Source organism: Actinoplanes sp. NPDC051346, assembly GCF_040682215.1.
Classification (GTDB): Bacteria; Actinomycetota; Actinomycetes; order Mycobacteriales; family Micromonosporaceae; genus Actinoplanes.
Genome location: NZ_JBFBAJ010000003.1, coordinates 259,389 through 283,587, shown reverse-complemented (window position 1 = coordinate 283,587; position 24,199 = coordinate 259,389). Strand labels below are relative to the sequence as shown.

Sequence of the window (24,199 nt, the reverse complement as noted above, 5' to 3'; positions counted from 1 at the left end):
CGATTCCAGGTATCAGGAGGCACCCGTGAAACGTCGTATGCTCCGCACCGGCCTGCACGCAGCATTGGCGGTGTGCGTCGTGGCCGGCGGCGTGGCAGCGGGCGCGGCGGCCAACGCCGCTCCCCGTTCGCACGCCGAGGCCGCGGCAGCGACTGCCAGCTCGTCATCGACGCTCACCGAGACGAGACTGTGGAACCTCGCCTGGGCCACGCAGCCCACCTGGCCGAGCGGAACGGTCAAGGTGCTCAAGCTCCAGTCGCCGGCCGACAGCGGGACCGGGGAGTACTTCCTGTTCGACCCGAGGACCGGTGAGGTCGTCGACTTCATCTACCAGGGCGACATGGTGATCCACAGCACGCCCGACTGGACGATGATGGAGTTCCAGCCCCGCACCAGCACCACCCAGGTGCGCTTCGGCAACGTCGACGACCCGACCAGCGCCGGGGTCTACGCCGAGCAGACCGTCGCCCGCTACCGCGTGACCAACCTCGAACTCGGCACCCAGCCCAGCATCGGCGGCGGCACCGTGTCGGTGCTCAAGGTGGCCAAGCGCCCGCAGGTCCCCAGCGGTGGCGTGTACTACCGCTACAACCCCGCCACCCGTCAGCAGGAAGGCGGCTTCCTCGTCGGAGGCGACATGCTGTTCCAGACGGTGACCAGTTGGACCCAGGCCCAGTTCCAGCTGAGCTCGGGCAGCACCGAGGTTCGCTACGGCGATCCGCGCCAGGCACACCGAGGCAAGGTCGTCGCCACCGCGACCGTTCTCTGACCCACTGTCGGACCCCGAGGCGGTGACGCGCGCAAAGCGTCCCTCTCGGGGTCCGTGTCCGGTCAGACCGCGGGGGCCCAGCGCCGGACAGCGGCGGCCCCCGCCAGCACGGAATGACCTTCATCCCCACCGCCTTCGGCCGTCCCCACCTCGTCTCCGTCTCCGCCCCCGGCTGCCGCTGTGCCGAACTCTGGCGCGCGGGCCGCGCACGACGGGCGAACTCGCGGAGGCGTGGCAGCTGAGCGCCCCGGAGGTGTCACGGCACCTGGCGGTCCTCAAGAAGGCCGGCCTCACCGTGACGACCCGACGCGGCTGCTACGTCAGCCACCAGCTCGACCTGTCGGCGACGGCCGCGCTGGGCGCGGATCTGATCGCCGTTCTGCTGCGCTGACGGCTCGGCCCCGGACCGCGACCGCCGGTCAGGTGCCAGACCGATGACGACGCCCAAGCCCACGATGACCGCACCCACCACGTCGGCACCGGAGGGCTGGCCGGTACCCAGGACCGCGGCGGCGACGACCGCGCTGGCCGGTGCGACGCCCGCGCTGAGCCCGGCTCGGTCGGCGCCGAGGCGGCTGATCGCCGCGTACCACAGGACGAATGCCCACGCTGTGACGACGACGGCGAGGTACAGCAGGCTCAGAGCCTGTGCCTGAGTCGGTACGGGCAGCGCGTGGCGACCGTCGGCCACCAGCGACGCGATCAGCAGCACCGGCACGGCCAGGGCCGACGCGTAGGTCGACACCCGGATCGGACCCAGCCGTGGCAGGACGGGGACGGCCAGCAACGAGAAGGCCACCTCCGCACCCAGCGCACCCAAAGACCACGACAGGCCGGCAAGACTGCCGCCGCCGTACCCCTGGGTGATCGCGACGCCGACGGCGACCACCAGGGCCGCGGCCACGATCCGCATGCTCGGAGATCGCCGGCGCAGCATCGGGTCCATGACGGCCAGCACGATCGGCACGCCGCCCACGACCGCGCCCACGCTGGACGGGTCGGCGTACCGGACCGCCTGCACGTAGCAGACGTTGAAGCCGGCCAGCCCGGTGGCCGCCAGTAGCGTCAGTCGCCCCAGCTCGGCTCGTGACAGGCTCAGATGTGATACGTGTTGAACACGCATCACCAGGAGAAGAACCAGCGTCGCGCCGGCGTAGCGCACCAGCTGTCCACCGAATGTCGGATAGTCGCTGATTCCGGCGAGGACCGCGGCGGAGCTGCCTACCAGGGTCATCGCGCCGATGCCGTACGCGGCACCACGGTAGCTCGTCATGGCAGCACCGTATGTTCGTCAGGAGCCGACGAAGCGGACCAGTTGACCACCGGTTTGGCAGACCACCGGACCGGACGGGGAAGGCTTGGACAGTCGAGATGGCGTGGCACCTCCAGCTCTCGGTCGACAGAGGATCGATTCGACCGCTGCACGAGCAGCTTCGCAGCGGCATCAAGCAGATGATCGAGGCCGGTACGCTGCGGCCGGACGCCCCGCTACCGTCCAGCCGCCGCCTCGCCGACGACCTGGGACTTGCTCGCAGCGTGGTGGTGGAGGCCTACCAGCAGCTGAGCGCTGAGGGCTATCTCGTATCCGTCGATCGCTCCGGCACCCGCGTGGCGCGTCATGCGCTTACCATCGCCTCCCCGGCGGCCCGCGCACCACAGAGCGAGGAACCGGCATCCACCGACCCGCCGATCCGTTGGGATCTCCGGACCGGACTGGCCGACGTCAGCGGCTTCCCGCGAGGCGAGTGGTCGATGTGCCTTCAACAGGTGCTTCAGACGGCCACCCCGGCACACCTGGAATACCCCTCCCTGAGCGGAGTGGTCGAGCTGCGCCGGGAACTCGCCGCGTACCTGGGCCGGGTCCGAGCCGCCCGCACCTCGGCTGACACCATCATGCTCACCGCCGGCTTCGCCCAGGGCCTCGCCTTGTTGTGCACCATGCTCGCCGAGATGGGGCACACCGCCGTCGCCGTGGAGGATCCCGGCCATCCGGGACAGCGCCGGTTCATCGAGGGCATCGGCCTGAATACCGTCGGCATCCCGGTGGACGCCGAGGGACTCGACGTGGAGGCTCTCGCGGCTTCCGGGGCGCGGGCCGTCCTGCTGACCCCGGCGAACCAGTTTCCGACCGGGGCTGTCCTGTCGGACCGCCGACGCGAGGGCCTGACTTCGTGGGCGCGACAGGTCGACGGTCTCGTCGTCGAGGATGACTACGATGCCGAGTTCTGGTTCGACAGCCCACGACGGCCCGCCTCGGTGCAGGGCATCGACCCCGACCACGTCGCGTACGGCGGCTCGGCCAGCAAGACGTTGGCCCCGGGCCTGCGCCTGGGATGGTTGGCAGTCCCGGCACATCTCATGCCCGCGCTCAAGCGGGCCCGAGCTCGTCAGGATCTTGGTGCTTCGACGCTGGATCAACTGGCGTACGCCGAGTTCATCGCCACCGGACGGCTGGAACGGCATCTGCGCCGGATGCGCAAGCGCTACCACGAGCGGCTCACCACGTTCGTCGGAGCGGTCGACGCGCACCTGCCGGAGCTGAAAACGAGCTCGTCAGTCGGCCTCCATTCCTTCCTGACGCTTCCTTCGCACCTCGACGAGCGCTCCCTGGTGAAAGCTGCCCGACGGTCAGGAGTGCTGCTACACGGCGCAGAGCACTTCACCCGCGATCGCCCGGCATCGCCTGGCCTCGTTGTCGGCTACGCCCGGCATACCCCTGATGCTCTGATCGGCGCGGTCAGGGCCCTGGCGGCCGCTGTCGGGACGTTGACCTGACATTTATTGAGATCAAGCTATGCTTGGCGGCCCATCAATGCCTATCGTTCGTTTCGTTTCACCGCGACGACGACAGGGGACTCCCATGGTCCATGTGGCCTCCGCCGGCCTCACCGCCCAGGCACGGGCTCTCGCCGAGGGCACCGTCACGTCGCGGTCGCTGGTCGAGCAGGCGTTGCAGCGCATCGACGCGGCTCAGGCGACGCTCAACGCCTTTCGCCGGGTGCGGCCCGACGCCGCGCTCGCCGAGGCGGACGCGGCCGACCGTCGACTCGCCGCCGGTGAAAGGCTGCCGCTGCTCGGCGTACCGATCGCGGTCAAGGATGACATCGACGTGGCGGGGGATCCGACGGCGTTCGGCTGTGACGGTGAGTTTCCGCCGCAGCAGGTCGACGCCGAGGCGGTACGCCGGTTGCGCGCCGCCGGCGCCATCGTGGTCGGCAAGACCAATACCTGTGAACTGGGGCAGTGGCCATTCACCGAGGGGCCGGCGTTCGGGGCCACCCGCAACCCGTGGGCGTTGGACCGTACCCCCGGCGGATCCTCCGGCGGCGCGGCGGCCGCGGTCGCCGCGGGCCTGGTAGCGGCGGCTCTCGGCTCGGACGGCGCGGGTTCGGTGCGCATCCCGGCCGCCTGGACCCACCTGGTCGGCATCAAGCCTCAGCGGGGGCGTATTTCCACGTGGCCGCACCCGGAGGCCTTCAACGGTCTCACCGGCTACGGGCCGTTGGCCCGTACCGTCGGGGACGCCGCGCTGCTGCTCGACGCGGCCGCTGGCAGCCACGCCGGCGATCTGCATCGTCCGGCGGCGTTGCGGGTGCTGCCGGCCGTGCAGCGCGATCCGGGTCGTCTGCGCATCGCGTTGTCGTTTCGCAGTGCCTTCGCCGGTGGCATTTCCCGGCCGCTGGACCCGGCGGTGCGAAGTGCCGTCACCGGCCTGGCGGCGACCCTGGGTCGACTCGGCCACGACGTCGTGGAGGCGGATCCCCGGTACGGGCTGATCGGCCTGGCTTTCGTTCCGCGGGCGGCTAGCGGAGTGCGGGACTGGACGCAGAGGGTGCCGGACAGAGCGGTGTTGGATCCCAGGACCCGGCACACCGCACGGCAGGGTCGGTTGCTGGGTGGCGCCGCACTGCGCCTGTCCTGGGCCGCCGACTCCGGTCTGCGCCGTCGGATCGGGGCCGTCTTCAACCGGTTCGACGTGGTGCTGACACCGACCACGGCTACGCCGCCGCCGAAGATCGGCGCCTTCGCCGCGTTGTCCAGCTGGGGCACGGACCGGGCGATCATCGCCGCCTGCCCGTACGCGTGGCCGTGGAACGTGCTGGGCTGGCCCGGCGTGAACGTGCCGGCCGGCTTCACCGCGGACGGGTTGCCGGTCGGTGCCCAACTGCTGGGTCCCGCCGACAGCGAGCCGCTGCTGGTCTCGCTCGCCGCGCAGCTGGAAGACGACCAGCAGTGGGCCCGGCACCGGCCGCCGGCGAATCAGACATTGGCTCCATAACCGCCCACGCTGCGGTCTCCGGGACGCAGGACGGGTGCGACCTGGGAAAGCGCCTCAGTCAGGTCCGTCGGCGGCCGAACCATTCCCTGACGCGGCCGACGGGATGGAGAACCAATGCCTATTCGCACCTGGGGTCTACGGTTGGCGGCCGCGGCGCTCATCCCGGTCACGCTCGGTGGCTGTGAGGTGCCTGAGGCGCTCGGCGGCGCGGGCGGTTCGAAGGATGCCGCGCCGGCGGCGACCGAACCGACGGCCGGCTGGATCCTCGTGAAGGAGGGTTCCCGGCAGGACAAGCCGGTCCCGGCGAAGGCCACACCCACACCCACGCCCACCGCGGAACCCACGCTCACCCCGCCGACCGCGTCGCCGCCTCCCCGCAAGAACGTCGGCACCTCGACGGATCCCCGGTGTGTCGGCAACTACAAGCCCGGCAAGATCTCCGGGCTGGACGTGGAAGTCGGCACGACCAGCGCCATCGTCCGGTGGTTCCATTCCCGGGACTCGAGCGTGCTGAAGTACCGCATCACCAGCATCTCCCAGCAGTTGGACGCCGGCGAACAGACCCCGCTGCGGTGGCATGAGGTCACGCCGGGCGCCGGATGCGCCACGCTCTCCGCCACCCTCACGGGGCTGCGGCGCGGCACGTCGTACGTGTTCTCCGTCGATGTCGTCCGCGCCACCTCCTGGCAGAACGGCACCCTCGCCTCCACCGTCGCCCGCTCCGCCGTCGTGACCACCCGCTGAGGCGCGCTCCAGCGATCTGTAGCTGAGGACCGGCGCCGCCTCGGCCGCGTTCGCGGTGACCTCGTTGCCCCGCCCGTCGTGCGCGGTCACCTTGGTGACGCGCCAGACCGCGTGAGCTGTGGCGCCGTACTGCGGCACTCCGAAGTCCATGCTGAGGTGGCGCTGCGATCCGGCGCCGTGTCCGTCACCTGCGCCTCGTACGGTACGGAGTGGGTCTGGCCGATCTGCCTGGCCCCGGCGAACTGCCGTCGCGTGGGGCTCGGGTCGTCAATGCGACGGGGGCTCCCAGACCGGTTGCAGGACATGCCAGTCCTGTGGGTGCGCCCGGATCTCGGCCTCGAACACGTCGGCGAGTTCCTGGGTCATCCGAGCCGCCCGTTCCCGTGACGATCCGACCCCCGGTGCCGGGATTTCCGGGTGCACGCGGACCCGGAGGACGGGACCGTCGTACCAGCTGGCGACCGGGATCAGCGCGGCGCCGGTGCGCAGGGCCAGGTGGGCCGGGCCACCCGGCATCGTGGTGGTGCGGCCGAAGAACAGGACCCGGGTGCCGCTCGCGGACACGTCCCGGTCCGCCAGGAGGCATACCACCGCGCCGTCCCGCAGCCGCGCGGTCAGCGTGGTGACGGTCCGGCGGGTGTCGTCGGCGAGCAGAACCTCGATTCCCAGCGCGGTCCGATGGCGGACGAACCGTCGGTGCAGGCTCTCCGGTCGCTGTCGCTGAGCGACCGTGGTGAAGGGATGACCGAGCCGCACGAGTGCCGCGCCGGCCAGGTCCCAGTTTCCGCTGTGGGAAAGCGCCACTATCACGCCGCGGTTCTGACTGAGCGCGTCCCGGATCGGTGCCAGCGAGTCGATCCTGACGAGGTCGAGAATGTGCTCCGGACGCCAGGTGCGCAGGCTGAAGAATTCACGCCAGTATCGAAAATATGACCGTAGTGCCGCGCGCGACAGGCTGCGTACCTCGGCGCCGTCGGCGGGTGCACCGGTCACCCGCGCGAGATTCGATTCGAGTTGGCGCACGGCTGGGCCGTGTCGGCGCCAGGTGAGGTCGGCCATCGTACGGAACAGCAGATCCGCCGGGCGCCGTGGTAACCGGCCCGTGACCGCCCAGCCCAGGCCGTAAAGCCAGGCGATCAGGTGTTCTCTCATGCTGTTCTCCCGAATTGCGCGCGATATTTCGCCGAGTATCGCGGGGCCGCCGACGGCGCCACGGTGGTGGAGGGGCAGGTCATCTAGAGTGGTTGGCGATCGAGACACTCCGGAGGAACCGTGGAACCCATTACCCTCGACTTCATCTCCTCGCTGTACTCCAAGTACAGCAAGGATTTGGCTGCAGTACGGGACGCGCAGCGCTCGTTTCTGCAGGAGCGTGGCAAATCGATGAAGCCTCAGCTTGATGATCTTGAGGCCGAAATCACCTACCTGCTCGTTCGTGAGGCCCGGCCCGCCAACGTGGTGGAAATCGGGACCTTCTATGGGTGGTCCACGACCTGGCTGCTCAGCGCGCTGCGGGACAACGGAGTGGGGCAGCTGCACTCGTTCGACATCGTCAGCACGGTGACCCAGAACGTCCCGGCCGAGCTTTCCGAGGGTCGCTGGACGTTCAACCAGGGCGACATGCGGGAAAGCCTCGGCAAGGTGCCGGAGACCGACTACCTCTTCATCGACGCCGACCACGGCGCCAAGTTCGCGCGGTGGTACATCGACCACCTCTTCCCGCTGATGCGGTCCGGCACGCCGACCAGCGTGCACGACGTCTTCCACGGCAAGCGCACCCTCCCGTTCACCGAGGGCGCCGTGGTTACCAAGTGGCTCGCCGACAAGAAGGTCGAGTTCTTCACGCCCTCGGCGGCGAAGGACCCGGAGAGCAACCGCGCGCTCACCAAGCTGAAGGGTGAGCTCGGGCTGACCGAGCCGGTTCGGCCGACCCCCGACAACCCGATGATCTACTTCCTGATGCCCTGAGTGTGTCCCTCGATCACCGTGGCGAGGTGATGGCGACCCCAGAGCATGGTCGCCATCACCTCTTCACCGCCTATTCGACGATCCAGCTCAGGTTTGTGACCTTCTGGCGCTGCGGGTCGGGCGCCTGCAGCCACAGAATGACGTCGCCGCCGACCTTGTCGTAGCGGCCGCCGATGAAGTGCAACGCCGGGCCGTGGGTGCGGGAGGAACGGTTCCGGTGCCGTCGACGCCGACGGCGTTCCAGGCGCCCTTGACGGATTTGACCTCCGGGCTGCCCTTTCCGTACAGCTCGACCGCCGCCCGCAAGGTGGCGACGCGGGCGCCGGCATAGTTCGTGTTCGGCATCATGTGCACCGTTGAATTCCGTTCCGTCACCCACGTTGGTGAAAACCCTGATGCCGGCACCATCGTCCGCGACGCCGCGCCGGAGACCGCGCCCCTGACGATGAAAAACGCGTACGTCCGAAGCTCATGACGCACAGCCTCACGCCGGAAGGCGACCACTCTCCAGGCCAGGAGAGTGGTCAGTGCCGTCTAGTCATGTCCACGACTGTCCATTGGGTACTGATGCCGTAAGCCGTCAGTGGGCACGACTGCGGAAGCGGCATACACGCCGCCGTGCCCACTGACGACGATTCAACGACTCACGACACTAGGAGAGGATTCCGCGGGCCTGGAAGGCTTTGCGGGTCTGGTTGGCGCCGCGGATGCCGTAGAGGACGCGGGCGGTGGCGACCGTAGCCTCGGCCGCCTGGGGCATGGTGACGTCCGGGGTGAAGCGGAACTGCGCCTCGAGGATGATCCGGTTGGCCTTGGTGCGGCCCAGCGCCTTGTTGACGTCCCAGAGGGCGTGCGACCAGATCTCGCCGTCGGCGTGGACCTGACCGACCAGGTCGCCGGGGTAGAGCTTGGCGGTGTCGGTACGGCGCAGACAGTGCGGTTCGTCATCGGTGTACGAGGTGGCGTCCCAGTCCATGACGCAGGCCAGCGGCGTGACGGCGGTGTCGGGGCTGGTCGCCTGAGACATCGTCACGGCCCAGTAGTCGCCGAATCCCTCGCCGATCGCGCCCGCTTCCACCGTGCTGCCGAAGCCCGGCACCTGGTCGTCCTGGATCGCGTGGCCGAGCTCGTGCCAGATCACCTCGTTGTCCTCGGCGTCGTCGACGCCGCCGGTGCCGAGGGTGATCCCGTCCACCGACGGGTCGTAGTACGAGTTGTCCGCGGTGAGGCCGGTCGTGGCGTAGTCCTGCGGCTCGTTGTTGACGTCGACGAACCCGAGCCGGTGGATGTAGTCCTGGGCCGCGGTCATGCCGTAATAGGTGTTCACCTGCTCGAAGCCGGGATCCGAACGCGGGTAGACGTACGAGCGGTCCGCGGAGGTGACGGCGGGCTCACTGATGTTGTTCGCGTACGAGCCTTGCAGCGTGTCCTTGTCCGGGTCGAGGTGGCGCAGCGTGACCTGCCGGTAGGCCGCCTTCAGCGTGGCGTACTCGGTGTCGTCCTGGTCGGTGAGCGACTCGTCCTGCAGGGCGACGACCGGGTTCGGATCGAAGACCTGGCCGGTGCCGTTGGCCTCGCGAACCGTGTTCTCCTCGCGCAGCACGGCGCCGCTGCCCGCGTCGACCAGCGACCGGACCGTGCCCCGCGCGGTCGGGGTCAGGGTCTGCCAGGCCAGCTTGGCGGTCGGGCCCGGGACGATGACGAGTTCGGAACGGGCGGGCTGCCTGCCGAGCCGCCCGGCCACCGCGGACCGGACTCGTTGTTCGGTGAGCGCCGCGGCGGTGCCGGCCAGGCCGGTGATCGCCTTGCGGCCGTCGGCGGTTGTCACGGTGCCGTCGGTGGTCTTGTGGACGGCGTAGTAGCCGCCGAAGACGGGGATTCCCCGGAAGGTCTGCTGATACCAGCTGTGGGTGCCGAGCAACGACTGACGGGTCTGGAGCTGCCGCAGGTCGCCGGGAACGGCGGCCGGTGCGGCGACGGCAGGTCCCGCTAGCGTCGTGGCGAGGCTGGTGACGAGAACGGATGCGAGCACGAGCGGTGTTTTCTTCAACGCTTCTCCCACTGTCGCACGTAGATCCATCGATGCTAGTCGCTTCCGATCTCCATCGATACCTGTCTTTGTGTAGAGGTCGGTGCGGCGTTCGTGGTGGTCGAAGATCGACGTGGTGCCCGACCGGCAGGCGCGTGACGTGCGTCATCCCGGTTGATCACTACGGGGCGGGTCATGGCACGATGCTCCGACTGTTCATTGATGTATCTACGGGGGTTAGTGTCAATGACTCGCCTGTTCGGTCCGCGAACCCGACGCGGCAGAGGTCGCGCCGGTCGGATCGCCGTGTCCGCGATGACCGGCCTTGCGCTGATTGGTGGGCTGTTGACCGGGCCGGCCGCGCCGGCCGGGGCCACCGGACCGGCCACCCTGGTGCGCGCCGCGGCCGCCGCCCCGGTGGCCGCCAAGGCTGACGACGCCTGTGGTCGGCCGATCGTGCTCGGCACGCCCGTCACCTGTCCGGAGCTCGAAGCCTCCGCCCGGCACACCTTCACGGTGACCACCGCCTCCGACGGCGAACGTCTCGCGGTGCGCGTCCTGTCGCCGGACCGCCGCGTGCGGGCGGAACTCGCGGACGCCGACGAGAACGCCTCCTTCTGCCAGCCCCGCTTCCTGGTGGCGGAGTGTGTCGTCCCGAAGGCCGGCGAACACACCCTGGTCGTCATCGGGGCCGCACAGGCGACCGACTACGTGCTCGCGGTGGACTCCCGGACGAACCCGTCCCGCTGCGCCGACCTGCCGGCTGCCGCGTTCGCGGTCTCCGCTCCCGGCCGCGACGACGCCCTGCCCGCCGGGTCGGTCGGCACGTGCTACCGATTCGACCAGCCGGCCGGTGCCGTCGTGCGTATCGACCCGAAACCGGCCGGTGCCGGTGCTTTCCTGCAGGGCGAGGTGCGCAACGCCGAAGGCGACGAGGTCTGTGACGCCAAGAAGCTCCGGGAGTGCGTCCTTCGGGGATCCGGACCGTACCGGTTGTTCCTGGTCGAAATCGACGGCGAAAAGGTGGACTACCACCTCACCACGACCCGGATGTCTGAGCCCACGGGCTGCCGCGAGTCGTCGCTCGCGGCGTTCGGCGGACCGGGTGACCGTGCCGTCTCCGCGACGGTCGCCGACGGCCGACCGGTCTGCTTCACCTTCGCGGCGTCGGCCGGCCCTCACCTGGTCGTCTCGGATACCGCAAGCCTGTTCCGGCAGGTGTTCGACAGCGCCGGCAAGGAGGTGACGTGCACACCGGTGAAGCTCGGTCACCGGTGCGTCTTCTCGAGCGACGGGACGTACACCCTCATCGTCAGCGACTCTGCCACCACCAAGTCGCGCGATGTCCAGCTCGCGATGTACCCGCTCGCCGGCACGCAAGGATGCTCCTCGAAGCTCGGATCGGTCACTAAAACCCGGCTCGAGCTCGTCAGGATGCAGTCGCCGTTGCAGGTCGACTGCCACCTCATCGAAGCCGACCAGGGTGACCTGGTGCAGGCCTTCACGGTGGGCAACGGTTGGCTGACCAATGCGACCGGCGCGCCGATCTGCGGTATCGAGCCCCGGCGGGGATCAGTCGGCGTTGACGCCTCCGCGCCGGCCAGTTGTCCGCTGAAGGGCGCCGGACCGTACCGGGCCATCGTGGCCGGATCGTGGGACGAGAAGGCCGCACGAGGCGCATACTCCCTGCACTTCAAGCTCGTCAGGGACGCCGAGGGCTGTGCTCCGGTCCGGCCGGGCCGGTACGGCGAGAGCCCGGCGGGCGACCTCTCCGACGACTCATGCCGCTTGCTGGTCGTGCCCGCCGCGGGCCGGTACCGGGTCGAACTGGTGGACGGCTCGAACCGCCGCGGCGCTGGAACGGTGACCGACAGCCAGGGCACCCGCGTCTGCGAGACCGGGTGGTGCACGTTCCCGGCGGCCGGCCGGTACCGGCTGACGGCCGTGAAGAGCGACAGCTACGCCACGGTCTTCCTGCCGGAACCCGGCGGCCCGGACACCGGTTGCGCGCCGGCGTCGGACGAACCCCAGTCGGCCGCTCAGAACGTCGAGGTGCGTGCCGGCGGCATCGCTTGCCTCACCCTGTCGACCCCGGCGGGCGCCCGCCTGCGCGTGGTGCGCCCGACGGACACCGCGACAACCCGGACGGTGGAACTGTCGGTGCAGGACGCGGCCGGCAACGCCGTCTGTGACCTGCCCACTCTGTCCGAGCAGGGCTGCGTTCTGCAGGGTACCGCCCCGTTCCGGGCGTTCCTGAACCGGCGCGCCGGCACCGACCAGGACGTCGTCTACCCGCTCACCTTCGTACGCCTCGGCGGCAACCCGACCTGTCCGGTCCTCCCCGCCGAATCGTCCGCGGCGTCGGACCGACAGGCGGTGTCCTTCGACAGCGGCCACTACGTCCGCTGCTTCAGCGTGCCGGCGTCGGCGCACAGCGCTGCCGAGGTCGTCAGCATCCGCAAGACCGACTTCCTGGCGCGGGCGCGGGTGTCCGTGGTCGACGAGAACGGTGAGCTGATCTGTCGTACCACCGGGGCGGGCGACGACGACTTCACCTTGTGCCGGTTCGGTGCGGGCGCGGCGACAGTCCTGGTGGAAAGCCCGGTGGCAGCCGGCTCGTACGCCCTCTCCCGCCGCGACGTCGCTGGCACGGCGGCCAACTGCCGTGAGCTTCGCCCGACCTCCCTGGGCGGCCCGTCGACGACCGGCACCATCGCCTCCCGCGCGGACGTGCACTGCTACCAGGTGGCGGCGGAGACCGCAGACCAGCTGGTGTTCGGAGTGCGGAACGCGAAGGGCATGGTGCGGACGCTCGTCCTCGACGCGGACGGCGCCCAGGTGGGGTGCGGCGTCGTCGCCGACACCTGCTCCGTGGCTGGCAAGGCCCGCTACCAGGTGCTCGTCTTTGGCGACCAGTTGGTCCGGGACGACCGTTACCACCTGGACGCCTGGAAGATGTGGACGGCCGGCGGGCCGGCGAAGGAGTGCACGGCCGTTCCCTCCAGCGCCTACGGCTTCGGCCCGTACACCGGGACGCTGACCACGACCGACGCGCCGGTGTGCCTGCTCACCACCGCCCGCCAGGGCCGTGATCTCCGCCTGGAGCTCACCAACCCGGTGACGCCCACCGACGGGTTCGGCCTGGCGACCCGGTTGTTCGCCGTGACCGCCAGCGCCGGGCTGCAGCAGTGCACGACGGGGACCGCCGGCTCCTTCTCGTGCCCGTCGGGCCGGGCGCCGGTCGAGCAGACCGCGTTCCTGCTGACCGCGGGGGACCGGGCGCCTCATCCGTACCGGTGGACGGCGACCTGCGCCACGCCGCTGTGCGGTGACAGCACGTTCGCCGTGACGGCGGTCGCCCCGACCGCCCTGACCGCCGGTGCCACCCGGTCCATCACGGTCCGCGGCACGTCGCTGCACCTGCGCGACACGGTCACGGTCACGCCGGCCGGCAAGGGGCCGATCACCGCGACGGTGAAGACGGTTTCCGCCGACCGAACCGCCCTGACGGCGGAGGTCGACCTGACGTCCGCCGCGGCGGGCCCGGCCACCATCGAGGTCCGCTCGTTCGCCGCCGGCATCGAGACGGCGAAACTGGCTGGCGCCCTGCAGGTGGTCGCGCCGGTGCTGCGCGCGACGACCGCGCCGACGATCGCCGGCAAGCCGGTGGTCGGGGGCACGGTCACCGCCGGTACGGGTACGTGGACGCCGGCCGCGACCTCGTACGCGTACCAGTGGCTCGCGGGCGGTGTCGCGATCAACGGGGCGACCGCGCGGTCGTACGTGATCCCGGCGGCTCTGGTCGGCAAGCGGCTCACCGTCCGGGTGACCGGGAAGCGTGCCGGCGCCACGTCGGCCACGGCGACCTCGGCGCCGTCCGCGGCGGTCGGCAAGGGCCCGGCCGCGAAGGCGACGTCGAAGCCGGCGATCCGCGGCACCGCGAAGGTGGGCCGCAAGGTGACCGCCGCCGTGGGGAACTGGCGGCCGAAGCCGACCGCGTTCCGCTACGAGTGGCGGCTCAACGGCGCGGTCGTCCGCGGCGCGGGCGGCTCGTCGCTGAAGCTCACCGCGGCGATGCGCGGCAAGCGGCTCACGGTGACGGTGATCGCCGTCCGGCCGGGACACGCCGACGGCAAGGCGCAGAGCGCGGCGGTCGTCGTTCGCCGGTGACCGGGTTCAACGGATAGTCCGACAAAGTTAGGGCACCCCCACCTGGGGGTGCCCTAACTATGATGCCGGGATGGATCACCGGTGGGTTGAGCTGGCGCGGACACTGCGCGACCTGGGGATGTGGCGGCATCGCGCCGAGGCTGAGGCCGCGGCCGGAGAACGGGCGGTCGCGGAGGGCGCTCATCCGCTCGGCGGAAAGGCGACCCTCGACGAGGAGCCGGGTCTCCGGTTGTTCTACGTCGACGGGGAGACCATGGCCGAAGGCGGGGTGGGTCGAGTGCTGGCGGAATGGGGACCCGCGCTGCGCCACCACGGTGTGGAACTGCACGTCGAGACGGTGAGCTATCCCGACAGCGTCGAGGCCGGCGACTATGTCACGACGATCAACGACCGGCGCTGCGTCGTGTGGACGCCGCGGGACTGGGTCGAGAGCAGCGCATGGGCGGTGGCGACCGTCCGGCCGCTGGCCGTCATCAACGATCTCCTGGCCGAGGCCGGCGCGGTCCCACGGATCTACACCCTCTACCCCGGCGGCAACGACGGAGAGGCCTGGCTCCTCGACCCACGCATCGTCGCCGCCATCGCTGAAAGTGGCTTGATCAAGGAGGGTGGAGTACCCGCGTTGGCTACTCACGACTGAAAGAGCGCCGCCTCTGTGGAACCAGAGGCGGCGCTCTCAGCGGATCAGGCTGGCCGATCAGCCATCGATCGGGTGGTAGTACAGCTTGATACCCATCGCCTTGGCTTCGTCGACAAGTTCCATGGCTCGCTCCATGTAGCCCGGCGGCGGGTTCTTCGGATACGCGACCCTCAGCACCCAGTTGTCGATGTCGCCCCGCTTGTATTGCTTCGACAAGGTCCAGCCGTCGTCGAACCTCTTGCCGTTGTGCAGGTCGTTCAGGACGCTCTTGATCTTGCTTTTGAACCTGCCCGCCGTGTCGACGTTGTCCGCGCGCCAGTCGACGGACTTGATGCTGGTCCCGGTCCTCGTCGCCGAGTCGTAGGCGTCGATGAACGGATGGCCGGGCGACAGGTGGCCACCGAGTGCTTCCTCGATTTTCAACCCGTCCTGAGCGGCCACGTTGTTCCACTTGCCGGGCGTGAGGCCGACGACCCTCTGGACCGCCATGATCACCGGGCAGGTGTTGTGCACCAGCACCGGCAACCCGCCATTGACCACGAAGTACGCGGGGACGCCCTCGACGGACAGGTCATAGGTGATCATCGCGTCGGTGTAGTTGCTGACTGCCTCGACGGTGGCCACTACGGACCCCGTCATTCGCAACTGATCGCCCGCTGCGAGAGCGCTCGCCGCCACGAAATCGTGATGGGTGACGCTGTAGAACGGATGGTTCTGCGTGCCGACGATTGTCGCCCGACGGTCGTCGGACTTGATGGTCAGCTTGGTGAACTGGGTGTCGGTGGTCGTGACGTGCAGTTCGGTGACCCGGTGCGCCTCGACCCCGCCGGCGGGAGCCGCGTTGCGGACCCAGTCGCCGACCTGGACGTCCTCGATCGCCTTGATCGACCCGTCGGCCATCAGCACACCGGTGCCGGCCGCGAAGCTGTGACCGGTTGGCAGGCAGGAGCTGAACCCCTTGAAGATGGCTCGCGCCCGTGCCGCCAGCGCCACCTGCTGCAGCTTCAGATAGGTTCGCGCGTTGATCGAGGACAGCTTGAGCATGCCGAGCGCGGCGTCGATTCCTCCGACGTTCAGCGCGATCATCGCGACCCGGAGCTCTTTGACCGCGAGCGAGACGCCCTTGAGGGCGAACGGCAGGGCCACCTCGGCGAGGACGATGCCGCAGTCGAGCAAGCTGCCGCCGTCGTCCCCCGGCGTGAGCTTCTTGTAGCAGCCGATGAACTCGCCGAAGAGGATTCCCGGCAGCGCCTTGAGCGTGGACTCGAGCATCTGCTGCTGGGTGACGTGAATCTTCGCCGGGGTGGTCACGTCGAACGGTTCGGTCATCAACTCGTCGAGCGCGACCTGCGGCCCGCTGCCGGTGTTGACGCACACGTTGGGATCGGAGCTGCTGGGCGTGACGCAGCTCGCGAGGAGATAGACGTGGTAACCCTTGGAGCGGTAGTTGCCAGTGACGTCACAGCCGCCGGTTCCCACGCAGTCGCTCGTCGGGTCGAAGCTGTAACCGGTCTGGACCGTCACCCTGTAGACGTTGTCGAGCTCGGTCGGTATGGCGTTGGTGTTCGATCCGGATCCGGCGATGTCACCCGGCGACTGCGGGTTGTTGGCCAGCGTCTGGTTGATCGCGTTCAGCGAGGCCTGCGCGGCGTCCGCCGAAGCCTCCGCGTTGTCCGCCGCTTCGCGAGCCGACACCGCCGATGCCTCCGCGTCGTCCGCGTAGCCGTCCGCCAACGAGGCGTCCGATGCGGCATTGTCGGCAGCGCCGCGTGCGGCGGCGGCGTCGCGTTCGCTGTCGTCGGCCGCCGCCTCGGCCGCGTCGGCGGAGCCGTCCGCCGCCTCCGCCGAGTTGCGTGCCTTCTCGACGTCGAGCTGTGCCTTGGCGTCCATGTCGTCGATCCGGGCGGACGCCTGCTGGGTCGCCTTCGCGTCGGCGGCCGCCTGGTTGGCCGACTTGGTCGCCGCCGCGGCCGACGCTGCCGCCTTCGACGCCGATGCCGCCGCGTCCGCCGCCGCCTGGGCGGCGAGCTTCGCGTCTCCGGCGGCCCGGTTCGCCGCGTCCTGTGCGGCCGCTGCCAGAACGGCCGCCTGTGCCGCCTGCGCCGCCGCGACGTTCGCCTGCGCCTCGGCGATGGTCTTGGCCGCCTGCGAGCTCAGCGACGCCAGCCCGGCCGCTGAATCCGTGGTGGCCCACGGATCGGCGAGCGAGATCGCCTCGTCCGCCGGCGCCGCCACGGTCGCCGCTGCCGCGGCGGCCTCCTGCGCCGCCTGGCCGGTGGCCATCGCCTGCCCGGACGCGACCGCGCTGTCCGCGAGCGCCGCGGCCGCCTCGGTGCGGGCCTGCTGCGCCGCTTGCTTCGCGCTGGCCGCCTCGGCCTTGGCGTCGGCCGCGGACTGCCGGGCCAGGGCCGCCTGCTCGGCCGACTTGCGAGCGTTCTCGATCGCGTCCGCGGCGAGCGAGCGCCCCTTGATCGAGGCCGCACGCGTCTGGGCGGCCGCCGCCTCCGCCTTGCGGACGTCGGCGTAAGCCCGATCCGCGGCGGCCCGTGCCTTGGTGGCCGCCGTTCGTGCCCTCGCCGCCGCCGACTGCGCGGCGTTGGCCGCCGCATTGGCGTTGTCCGCGGCGACGCCGGCGGCGTTCGCGGCGCTTCGGGCCCGCCGCGCCTCCGCCTCCGCCGCGTCGGCCGCGCCCGTGCCGGCGGCGGCCGCGGCTTTCGCGTCAGCGACGGCCGCCTCGGCCATCAGCTTGTCCAGGGTCCTGCGGGCGTCCTCGGCCCGCGACGCGGCGGCGGCCGCGTCGGACTCGGCGCGCAGGGCGGCCGCCTCGTCGTCGTTCGCCCGCCCGGCGGCGGCCTGAGCCTCGTTCTTCTTCGCCTCGGCGATCGCCGCCTGCTGCTGGGCGGTAGCGTTCGCGTCCGCCGCCTTCTGCCGCTCTCGCTCGGCGGTCTCCTTCGCGTCCGCGGCGATCTGCGCCTGCTTGGCCGCGTCCGCCGCGGCGGCGTCCGCCTTGGCCAGGGCGACCTTGGCGGAGGCCTCGACCGTGGCGATCTTCGCCTTGTCCGCGGCCACCTTGGCGGCCGCGTTCGCCGCCGCTGTCGCCTGCTCCTTCGCCTGGGCGGCCAACTGCGCGGCACGGGCCGCGCTGTCCTGCGCCGACTGGCGCAGATAGAGGGCCCGGGCGGCGTGCGCCTGAGCACTCGCGTTGGCCAGCAGGGTCGCCGAGTTCGCGAGGGTCGCGTTGACGGCGGCCACCACGGTCTGCATGGCGTTGACCGTGGCCTGCGTCGAGGCCGCGGCCGCCTGGGCGACCTGCGCCGACTGCTGCGCGTAGGTCAGGCCCCGGCCGGCCGGCAGCCCGTTCGCGGTCGCGGTCGCGTACGCCGCCGTACGGATGGCGACAGCCTTGTCGGCAGCGTCCTTGGCGACCGCCGCGGAGTTCTTGGCCGCCTCGGCCAGCGCGGCCACCTTCGCCTTGATCAGCTTCAGGTCTCCCGGGGCGCGCGACATGTCGACGCTGCCCCACGTGATCTGCGGGCCGTTGACCTTCTGATCCTGAGCCCACAGGATGCCGCGGGCGGTCCACGCGTAGTCCAGGCCGTCGTGCATCGTCTCGGCGCTGGCCCGCATCGCCTCCAGGGCCTGCATCTCCGCGGCCAGGATGTCCGCCCGCGGCTGCGCCTGCGAGTTCAGCTCGGCCTGCCACTCCGCCCAGGCGGTCTCCAGGACGTCGAGCAGCACGTCGTCGGGGTCGAGCGGATTGGTCGGGTCGCCCTGCGCCCACCGGGTCTTGATCGCCTCGACCTCGACCCGGAACTCCGGTGTTCCGGGCTCGGGCGCCACGGTGGGCCACCCGTCGTACTGGATGAACCGCCGCACGTCGTCGGCCGAACCGTCGATCGCGTTGTTGGCGTACATGTTCCAGACCCACGCGTCGGACGGGTCGGACGCCGCGTGCCGCGCGGCGATCTCCTTGACCTTGTCCTGCGCGGCCTTCTCCGCCTTCGCCGTCGGTGGCTCGGCGTAGATCGCGTGGGTGGCCAGCCAGAACGTCGAGTCGGTCGACATGAAGTCGACGACGTCGGTGTCGTAGTCGGGCAGCGGCCCCAGGCCCGACATCGGGTAGCCGTAAAGGAAGTGCTCGCGGCCGTCCTCGCGCTGGGCCCGCGCCTGGTCCGCGACCTTCGCGGCGGCGACGTCCTGGTCGAGCGGTCCGCCGTCGGCGCGGACCCAGCTCTCGTCGAGCCAGTCGTACCAGGACTTGTTCATGGCGGTGTCCGGCGCGGCGAGTGTCTCGGCGGCCGCCTTACGCCCGTTGCTGCCCGCGGCGTGCAACACCAGACCGAGCCGGGCGCGGTTGATCCGTACCAACTCGGCGGTGTTCATCGCGGCGGCCCGCTCCCAGCCGGTGCCCGGCGGGATCACCGACGGCACGGCCGTGGCGGGGCTGGTGAACGTCCGCGACGCGTGCGGCACGTCCCACACCTGGGCGCCGGAGTTGTTGCAGTTGTAGAGCTGCAGCTGGGTTCCGACGGTGGTCGAGGAGTTCGGCACGTCGAGGCAGCGCCCGGAGTTCGGGTTGAGCAGCCGGGGCCGGTTGCTGGTGTCCCAGCCGACCGCCCACTGCTGGTCGAGGGTCGCGGCGCACTTCGCCAGTACGGTCAAAGAGCCGTTCGCGGTGGAGGTCTCCCCGCCGTTGACCCCGAGGCACATCCCGGCTGTGGTCAGCTTGCCGTCGGTGGTGAGCGTCCACTGCAGCTTCGGGCCACCGTTGTAGCCGCTGTTGCAGGCGTTGAGTACGACCGCCGTACCGACCGCGGGCGTGGCCGTGGTCGCCGCCGGGGAGGCGCACTTGGTCATCGCCGTGTTGGTGATCGGTCCGGACGGCGGGAGCGGGGTGGTCGTTCCCGAGAACCGCTGCGCGTCGGTGCCGTTGCAGGCGTACATCCAGAGGGCGACGCCGTTGGCCGTCGACCCGCTGGGCGTGTCCACGCAGCGCCCGGCCGACGTGTTGTAGAGCTGGTGGCTGCCCGTCTTGCCGATCTGGAAGATCCAGTGCTGGCTGTCCCAGTCGTGGCAGTCGAACAACTGGACGGGACGGCCGCTGTCCTTCTCGGTGGTGAGGTCGGTCTCGGTGGTGAAGGCAGTGCCGATACCGGTCCGCGCCGCGACATAGCCGGTGCTGTTGACGGCGGCGTGCAGGCCACCGGCGCCGGCCGCGATCGAGGTGCCGAAGCCGGGGCCCTTGGCGTTCGCGAGCTCCTTGGTCCAGCCGCCCGCGCTCACGCCCTTCTTCGCGTACAGGTAGCCGTCCGAGCCGACCATCAGCTGAGTGCCGTCCGAACCGGCCGCGATGGCGGTGTCAAAATCCGGGTCGGTCGCGGTGATCGTGCTTTCCTTGGTCCAGGAAGTGCCGATTCCGGTACGGGCGTAGACGTGATTGTCGCTGCCGACGAGCATCTGCACGCCGCCGTTGGTGGCGATCGCCTGCGCGCCGGGCGCCAGCTCCTTCGTCCACCCTGACGGGCCGCCGATGCTCGACCGGGCGTACACCGCGCCGTCGCTGCCGATCATCATCTGCGTGCCGTCGGAGCCGACCGCGATCGCCTTGGCACCGGCGGCGCTTTCCGTCACCCAGCCGTTCGCGTCACCGATCGAGTTCCGGGCGTAGACGACACCGTCCGAGCCCAGATACATCTGGACGCCGCCGTTAGTGGCTACCTCCCGTGCGCCGTAACCACCCTCGTACGTCCAGCCGTCCACCCCGATGCCGTTACGGGCGTAGACCCCGCCGTTGTACATCAGCTGGGTGCCGTCCGAGCCGACCGCGATCTCGGAGGCGTTGTAGTCGGACTCCTTCGTCCAGCCGCCCAACCCGACCCCGGTCTTCGCCCAGACCTGGCCGGACTGGGTCAACAGCATCTGGGTGGTGCCACCGATCGAGATCGACTGCACGCTGCCGCCGTTGTTGCTGATGATGGTCAGGCACTTGTTCGCGGCGCCGGCCGGCCGGATCGTGCCGTCGTCCCACAGCGAAGTCTCGCGCTGGTACGTCCAACTCTGACTGGTCGCACCGCTGCACGCGGACGACACCGCGGCGGTGCCGTTGGCCGTGCCGCCGTTCAGCACCTCCAGGCACTTGCCGAGCCCGACGTTGCGGATGGGCCCGGTCGCCTGTGCGTTGAGATCCGAGATCTGCGACGCCCCGGTGTTGCCGAGGTTCCAGTCCGGGGCCGCCTGCGCCGGCGGAACCGAAATCAGCGACAGAGCCAGGGCGAGCGCCGCGCCGACGGCGGTAGCACCGGCCGTCCGCCGAGTACGAAACCTGAGCCACGACGATTGGACACGACGAAACGACACGATCCTCTACCCCCCGCGAAAACGGCACCCGCCATGATCGTGCGCGGGACGCTACGGGACGTGCCATCCACTGTGCAATAAGTGAGACGGCCAAAGTTACCGCCGAGTTGAGCCCGGTCGGGCATCGATCTCAATCGGGCTTCGGCGCTACTGGGCCGGAACGCGGAAGTGGCACACCACAGTCGTGTCGGAGCGGTTCATTCCGTCAGTGCCGCGGGCGTACCAGCCGTAAAGATGCCCCGGAGTCAGAGCGGGCACGGTGATGGTGACCGTGCCGGAGCCGGTGACCGGCTCTTCAGCGGGAGGAAAGCCTGACGGTGAGCCCGCACACGCGCGCTCGCCGCGTAAGGGGAGACGTCTTACTACGAACGGCCTTCCGGGAGTGATCCCTGAGGGCCGTTCGTCGTGGTAGCGAGGACAGGATTTAGCGCGGGTGCTGTCCGCAGGCGGATTGGGCCGCCTGATGGTCGCGACTGCGCCCGCCTGCTCGCGGGAGCAGGTGGGCGAGGGAGTCGAGGCGATCCGGCTACGAGCGGCCGGCCGCCGTGGTCCATGCGGCACGACGGGCCTCGTCGGCGACACCGTCCTCCGACGGCGTACGCGGGTGGGGAAGCCCCGGCGAACCGGGTGCGTGAGTGTCGGTCCGGGCCGTATCGCGCGCCGAGGCCTGGCGGATGTCGGCGAGGGCGCTGCGCAGGCCGTCTCGCAACCGTCGGCTGAGCGGACGCTCGACGAAGCGGTGGACGAGGTACGCCGCCACCATCATGGCCACGGCCGTCGCGGGGATCAGCCACCACAGCGCGAAACCGGCGTCGTAGCCTTTGCGCAGGATGCTCGTGCCGATCCGCTGGTGCAGCAGGTACAGCGGGTAGGTCAGGGCGCCGGCGACGGTCAGCCACTTCCACCGGATCCGGTCCGTGTAGCCGAGAGCCACCACCAGGATGACGGCGAACGCCACGGTCACGATCACCCGGGCCGGCCATATCGACACGGGGAACCCGACGTGGTGGCCCTTGATGCGGGCGTTCAGGCCGTTCATGCTCAACACCCACGACAGCGCCACGATGCCCCACAGCACGAGGTTGGGACCGAAGCGGTGCATCAGGAACATCGCGATGCCGGCGATGAAGTACGGCGAGAACCGGGGATTCGCGATCAGGTTGACCATCTGGCTACCGAGCATCGGGGAGAGCACGGTGACGGCGAGCCAGCCGAGGCAGAAGAAGAGTGCCCGACGGTAGGTGACACCCGCCCAGACGACGGCGACCGCGAAGAGCAGGTAGAACCGGAGTTCGCTGAAGAGCGTCCAGTACACCGCGTCGACCGAGGGGACCTTGCTCGGGTAGTTCAGCATCGTCAGGTTGACGAGGACGTCGACGAAACCGGGCTCGTGCTTCTCGGAGGTGCCCGACGGCACGCCGGTCAGCGTGATCACGGCAGCGGTGGCGACGACCGCGAACCAGAACGCCGGGAACAATCGACTGATCCGGGAGACGCAAAAGTCCCCGAGTCCGCGCCCCCAGCTGCTCATGCAGATCACGAAGCCGCTGATCAGGAAGAACAGTTCGACGCCGAGGAAGCCGTAGTACCCGATGCGGGTCGCGGTCGGCAGGGTGTACTGCGGCGGGTGCACGCCGTCGAACGACTCCCACACGTAGTGGCACGCCACCACCATCAACGCGGCCAACAGCCGTAGGCCGTCCAGAACTGCCAGTCGGCCCGGCTGTCTCTCACGTGTTGCGGGCATGACGGCGCGACTCCTTGTACAGCAGAACGAGGGGTGGGCGCGTCATGGTAGCGATCATGGCCAACTTCCTCTCAGGCGTTCCTGGGAGATTCGGCGGCATCATCGCCACACAATTCGGGCACTGGCCACGGTGACGACCGAGCCATCCGCGCACCGCGGCGCAGGAGACTGCTGAGTAGAAAGCCATGTCTCCCTGGGATGCTCCGTGTTTTCTCGTTTGCTACCACAGTGCGCACATGGAGATCAGAAAGCCCGGCTCCCTGAGTCGGGGCCGGGCTTTCTGACCTGCATTATGAGCCCAGCGAGCTACCGAGAGGCCAGGCGCTGAATTGTGTCTGCGCAGTTCAGCGAGATACCCCAATCTCTCCATGATCCTCTGTTCGGGATCATCGTGGGACGCTTGCCCGGACGTCGCCCGGATCAAGGTCGACTGTGGACGCTAGCCAAATCACTGACCATCTTCAATATGAACCCCACACGTCACTTACGCTCTGTGCTGGGTAGAACTGCGAGGTGGTTCCGCTGCGGCGGCACTGTTCATGTAGCCCAGCCATGTCCGAGGTCATGAGGTTATTGGCTGAGCAGTTCACGGGCGCCTTGACGGAGTAGGGCGGCAGCGACCGATGTGCCGAGCGTGAGCGGATCGGTGTGCCACTCGTGTACGTCGAGGACGTCCTTGCCGTCGAGGCCGATGACCCGTGCGCGTAGGTGGAGGCGTCCGTCGGGTTCGGTGCGGGCGAGGGCGCCGATCGGGGAATGGCAGTTGCCTTGCAGGATGTGCAGCATGGTGCGCTCGGCGACCGTCTCAGCCCATGCGCGCGGATCACCGAGACCGGCGACGAGTTCCAGGGTGGCGGTGTCGTCGTCGCGGCATTGCAGTACGAGGGTGCCGGAGCCGACCGCGGGAACCATGGTGTCGACGTCGATCGGGTGAGTGATCCGTCTAGCATGCCCGATGCGGTGCAAGCCTGAGACGGCGAGCAGCAGTGCGTCGTATTCGCCGGCGTCGAGTTTCGCGAGGCGAGTATTGGCGTTGCCGCGGATCGGTACCGGGGTCAGGTGGGGCCAGTGCAGGGCCATCTGCGCGACTCTGCGGACTGCCGAGGTGCCGATCCGGGTGCCTGCGGGCAGCTCGCCGATGGGCAGCCCGCCGGGGTGGACGAGGCAGTCGCGAACGTCGTCGCGGGTCAGGTATGCGGCCAGCACGGTGCCTGCCGGGGCAGGTCGGTCCCCGGGGATGTCCTTGACGCAATGCACCGCGACGTCGACGTGGCCGTCGATGAGTGCCGCGTCGACTTCCTTGGTGAAGGCGCCCTTTCCGCCGAGCGCGGCGAGGTCGCCGTGCCAGCGGTCCCCGGAGGTCGCCATGGACACGACTTCCACGGCGATATCCGGGTATCGGTCGGTGAGCATCGCCTGGACGCGGTCGACCTGCGCGAGCGCCATCGGGCTGTTGCGGGTGCCGATCCGGACGGTGCGGCGGGAAGGCGACATAG

Annotated in this window: 14 protein-coding genes and 2 pseudogenes; 9 read left to right on the top strand and 7 right to left on the bottom strand. The window is 69.8% G+C overall.

The window, feature by feature from the left end:
- Nucleotides 1-25 precede the first annotated feature (25 nt).
- Together AB0M36_RS09625 and AB0M36_RS09620 are read left to right on the top strand one after the other, a co-directional pair.
- A complete protein-coding gene (locus AB0M36_RS09625; RefSeq protein WP_364154884.1) occupies nucleotides 26-769 on the top strand; it encodes a hypothetical protein in 744 nt (247 codons plus the stop codon).
- 22 nt (nucleotides 770-791) lie between these two features.
- A pseudogene (locus AB0M36_RS09620) lies at nucleotides 792-1,013 on the top strand (hypothetical protein); the annotation flags it as partial.
- 12 nt (nucleotides 1,014-1,025) lie between these two features.
- Here the strand turns inward: AB0M36_RS09620 and AB0M36_RS09615 are convergent.
- Nucleotides 1,026-2,042 (bottom strand): DMT family transporter, encoded by a 1,017-nt coding sequence (locus AB0M36_RS09615; protein WP_364154883.1) that lies wholly within the window; start codon nucleotides 2,040-2,042, stop codon nucleotides 1,026-1,028.
- A gap of 98 nt (nucleotides 2,043-2,140) precedes the next feature.
- Between AB0M36_RS09615 and AB0M36_RS09610 the strand changes: the two genes are divergently transcribed.
- The 3 genes from AB0M36_RS09610 (at nucleotide 2,141) to AB0M36_RS09600 (ending at nucleotide 5,792) form a co-directional block, all read left to right on the top strand.
- Nucleotides 2,141-3,544 (top strand): PLP-dependent aminotransferase family protein, encoded by a 1,404-nt coding sequence (locus AB0M36_RS09610; protein ID WP_364154882.1) that lies wholly within the window; start codon nucleotides 2,141-2,143, stop codon nucleotides 3,542-3,544.
- An 85-nt stretch (nucleotides 3,545-3,629) separates the two neighbouring features.
- Nucleotides 3,630-5,048 (top strand): amidase, encoded by a 1,419-nt coding sequence (locus AB0M36_RS09605; protein WP_364154881.1) that lies wholly within the window; start codon nucleotides 3,630-3,632, stop codon nucleotides 5,046-5,048.
- Between the two features lie 114 nt (nucleotides 5,049-5,162).
- On the top strand, nucleotides 5,163-5,792 hold the full coding sequence (locus tag AB0M36_RS09600) for a fibronectin type III domain-containing protein (protein ID WP_364154879.1): 630 nt from the start codon (nucleotides 5,163-5,165) through the stop codon (nucleotides 5,790-5,792).
- Nucleotides 5,793-6,059: 267 nt separating this feature from the next.
- Here the strand turns inward: AB0M36_RS09600 and AB0M36_RS09595 are convergent, their stop codons facing one another.
- Complete coding sequence (locus AB0M36_RS09595; RefSeq protein ID WP_364154878.1) at nucleotides 6,060-6,944, bottom strand: phosphatidylinositol mannoside acyltransferase; 885 nt, start codon at nucleotides 6,942-6,944, stop codon at nucleotides 6,060-6,062.
- Between the two features lie 120 nt (nucleotides 6,945-7,064).
- On the opposite strand from AB0M36_RS09595, the gene AB0M36_RS09590 reads away from it, so the two are divergent.
- Nucleotides 7,065-7,760 carry a class I SAM-dependent methyltransferase gene (locus tag AB0M36_RS09590; RefSeq protein WP_364154876.1) on the top strand — a complete coding sequence of 232 codons (696 nt, stop codon included), beginning with the start codon at nucleotides 7,065-7,067 and terminating at the stop codon, nucleotides 7,758-7,760.
- A 285-nt stretch (nucleotides 7,761-8,045) separates the two neighbouring features.
- Here AB0M36_RS09590 and AB0M36_RS09585 read toward each other — a convergent pair.
- Nucleotides 8,046-8,105: pseudogene (locus AB0M36_RS09585) on the bottom strand (hypothetical protein); the annotation flags it as partial.
- On the opposite strand from AB0M36_RS09585, the gene AB0M36_RS09580 reads away from it, so the two are divergent.
- Nucleotides 8,095-8,235, top strand: coding sequence for a hypothetical protein (locus AB0M36_RS09580; protein ID WP_364155441.1), 141 nt, complete (start codon nucleotides 8,095-8,097; stop codon nucleotides 8,233-8,235). The pseudogene AB0M36_RS09585 and the gene AB0M36_RS09580 sit on opposite strands and share 11 nt — an antisense overlap.
- Before the next feature lie 177 nt (nucleotides 8,236-8,412).
- On the opposite strand, the gene AB0M36_RS09575 is transcribed toward AB0M36_RS09580, so the two are convergent.
- The gene (locus AB0M36_RS09575; protein WP_364154874.1) at nucleotides 8,413-9,810 is read right to left on the bottom strand and encodes a M36 family metallopeptidase; all 1,398 of its coding nucleotides are present in this window, start codon (nucleotides 9,808-9,810) and stop codon (nucleotides 8,413-8,415) included.
- 294 nt (nucleotides 9,811-10,104) lie between these two features.
- Here AB0M36_RS09575 and AB0M36_RS09570 point away from each other — a divergent pair, with 294 nt between their 5' ends.
- Together AB0M36_RS09570 and AB0M36_RS09565 are read left to right on the top strand one after the other, a co-directional pair.
- A complete protein-coding gene (locus AB0M36_RS09570) occupies nucleotides 10,105-13,959 on the top strand; it encodes a hypothetical protein (protein WP_364154873.1) in 3,855 nt (1,284 codons plus the stop codon).
- 70 nt (nucleotides 13,960-14,029) lie between these two features.
- A complete protein-coding gene (locus tag AB0M36_RS09565; RefSeq protein WP_364154871.1) occupies nucleotides 14,030-14,599 on the top strand; it encodes a hypothetical protein in 570 nt (189 codons plus the stop codon).
- 57 nt (nucleotides 14,600-14,656) lie between these two features.
- Here the strand turns inward: AB0M36_RS09565 and AB0M36_RS09560 are convergent, their stop codons facing one another.
- The 3 genes from AB0M36_RS09560 to hemC all read right to left on the bottom strand — a co-directional run bounded on the left by AB0M36_RS09560 (nucleotide 14,657) and on the right by hemC (nucleotide 24,197).
- On the bottom strand, nucleotides 14,657-20,956 hold the full coding sequence (locus tag AB0M36_RS09560) for a ricin-type beta-trefoil lectin domain protein (RefSeq protein ID WP_364154870.1): 6,300 nt from the start codon (nucleotides 20,954-20,956) through the stop codon (nucleotides 14,657-14,659).
- A 526-nt stretch (nucleotides 20,957-21,482) separates the two neighbouring features.
- Nucleotides 21,483-22,703, bottom strand: coding sequence for an acyltransferase (locus AB0M36_RS09555; protein WP_364154868.1), 1,221 nt, complete (start codon nucleotides 22,701-22,703; stop codon nucleotides 21,483-21,485).
- 570 nt (nucleotides 22,704-23,273) lie between these two features.
- Nucleotides 23,274-24,197 (bottom strand): hydroxymethylbilane synthase, encoded by a 924-nt coding sequence (gene hemC, locus AB0M36_RS09550; RefSeq protein ID WP_364154867.1) that lies wholly within the window; start codon nucleotides 24,195-24,197, stop codon nucleotides 23,274-23,276.
- Nucleotides 24,198-24,199 lie beyond the last annotated feature (2 nt).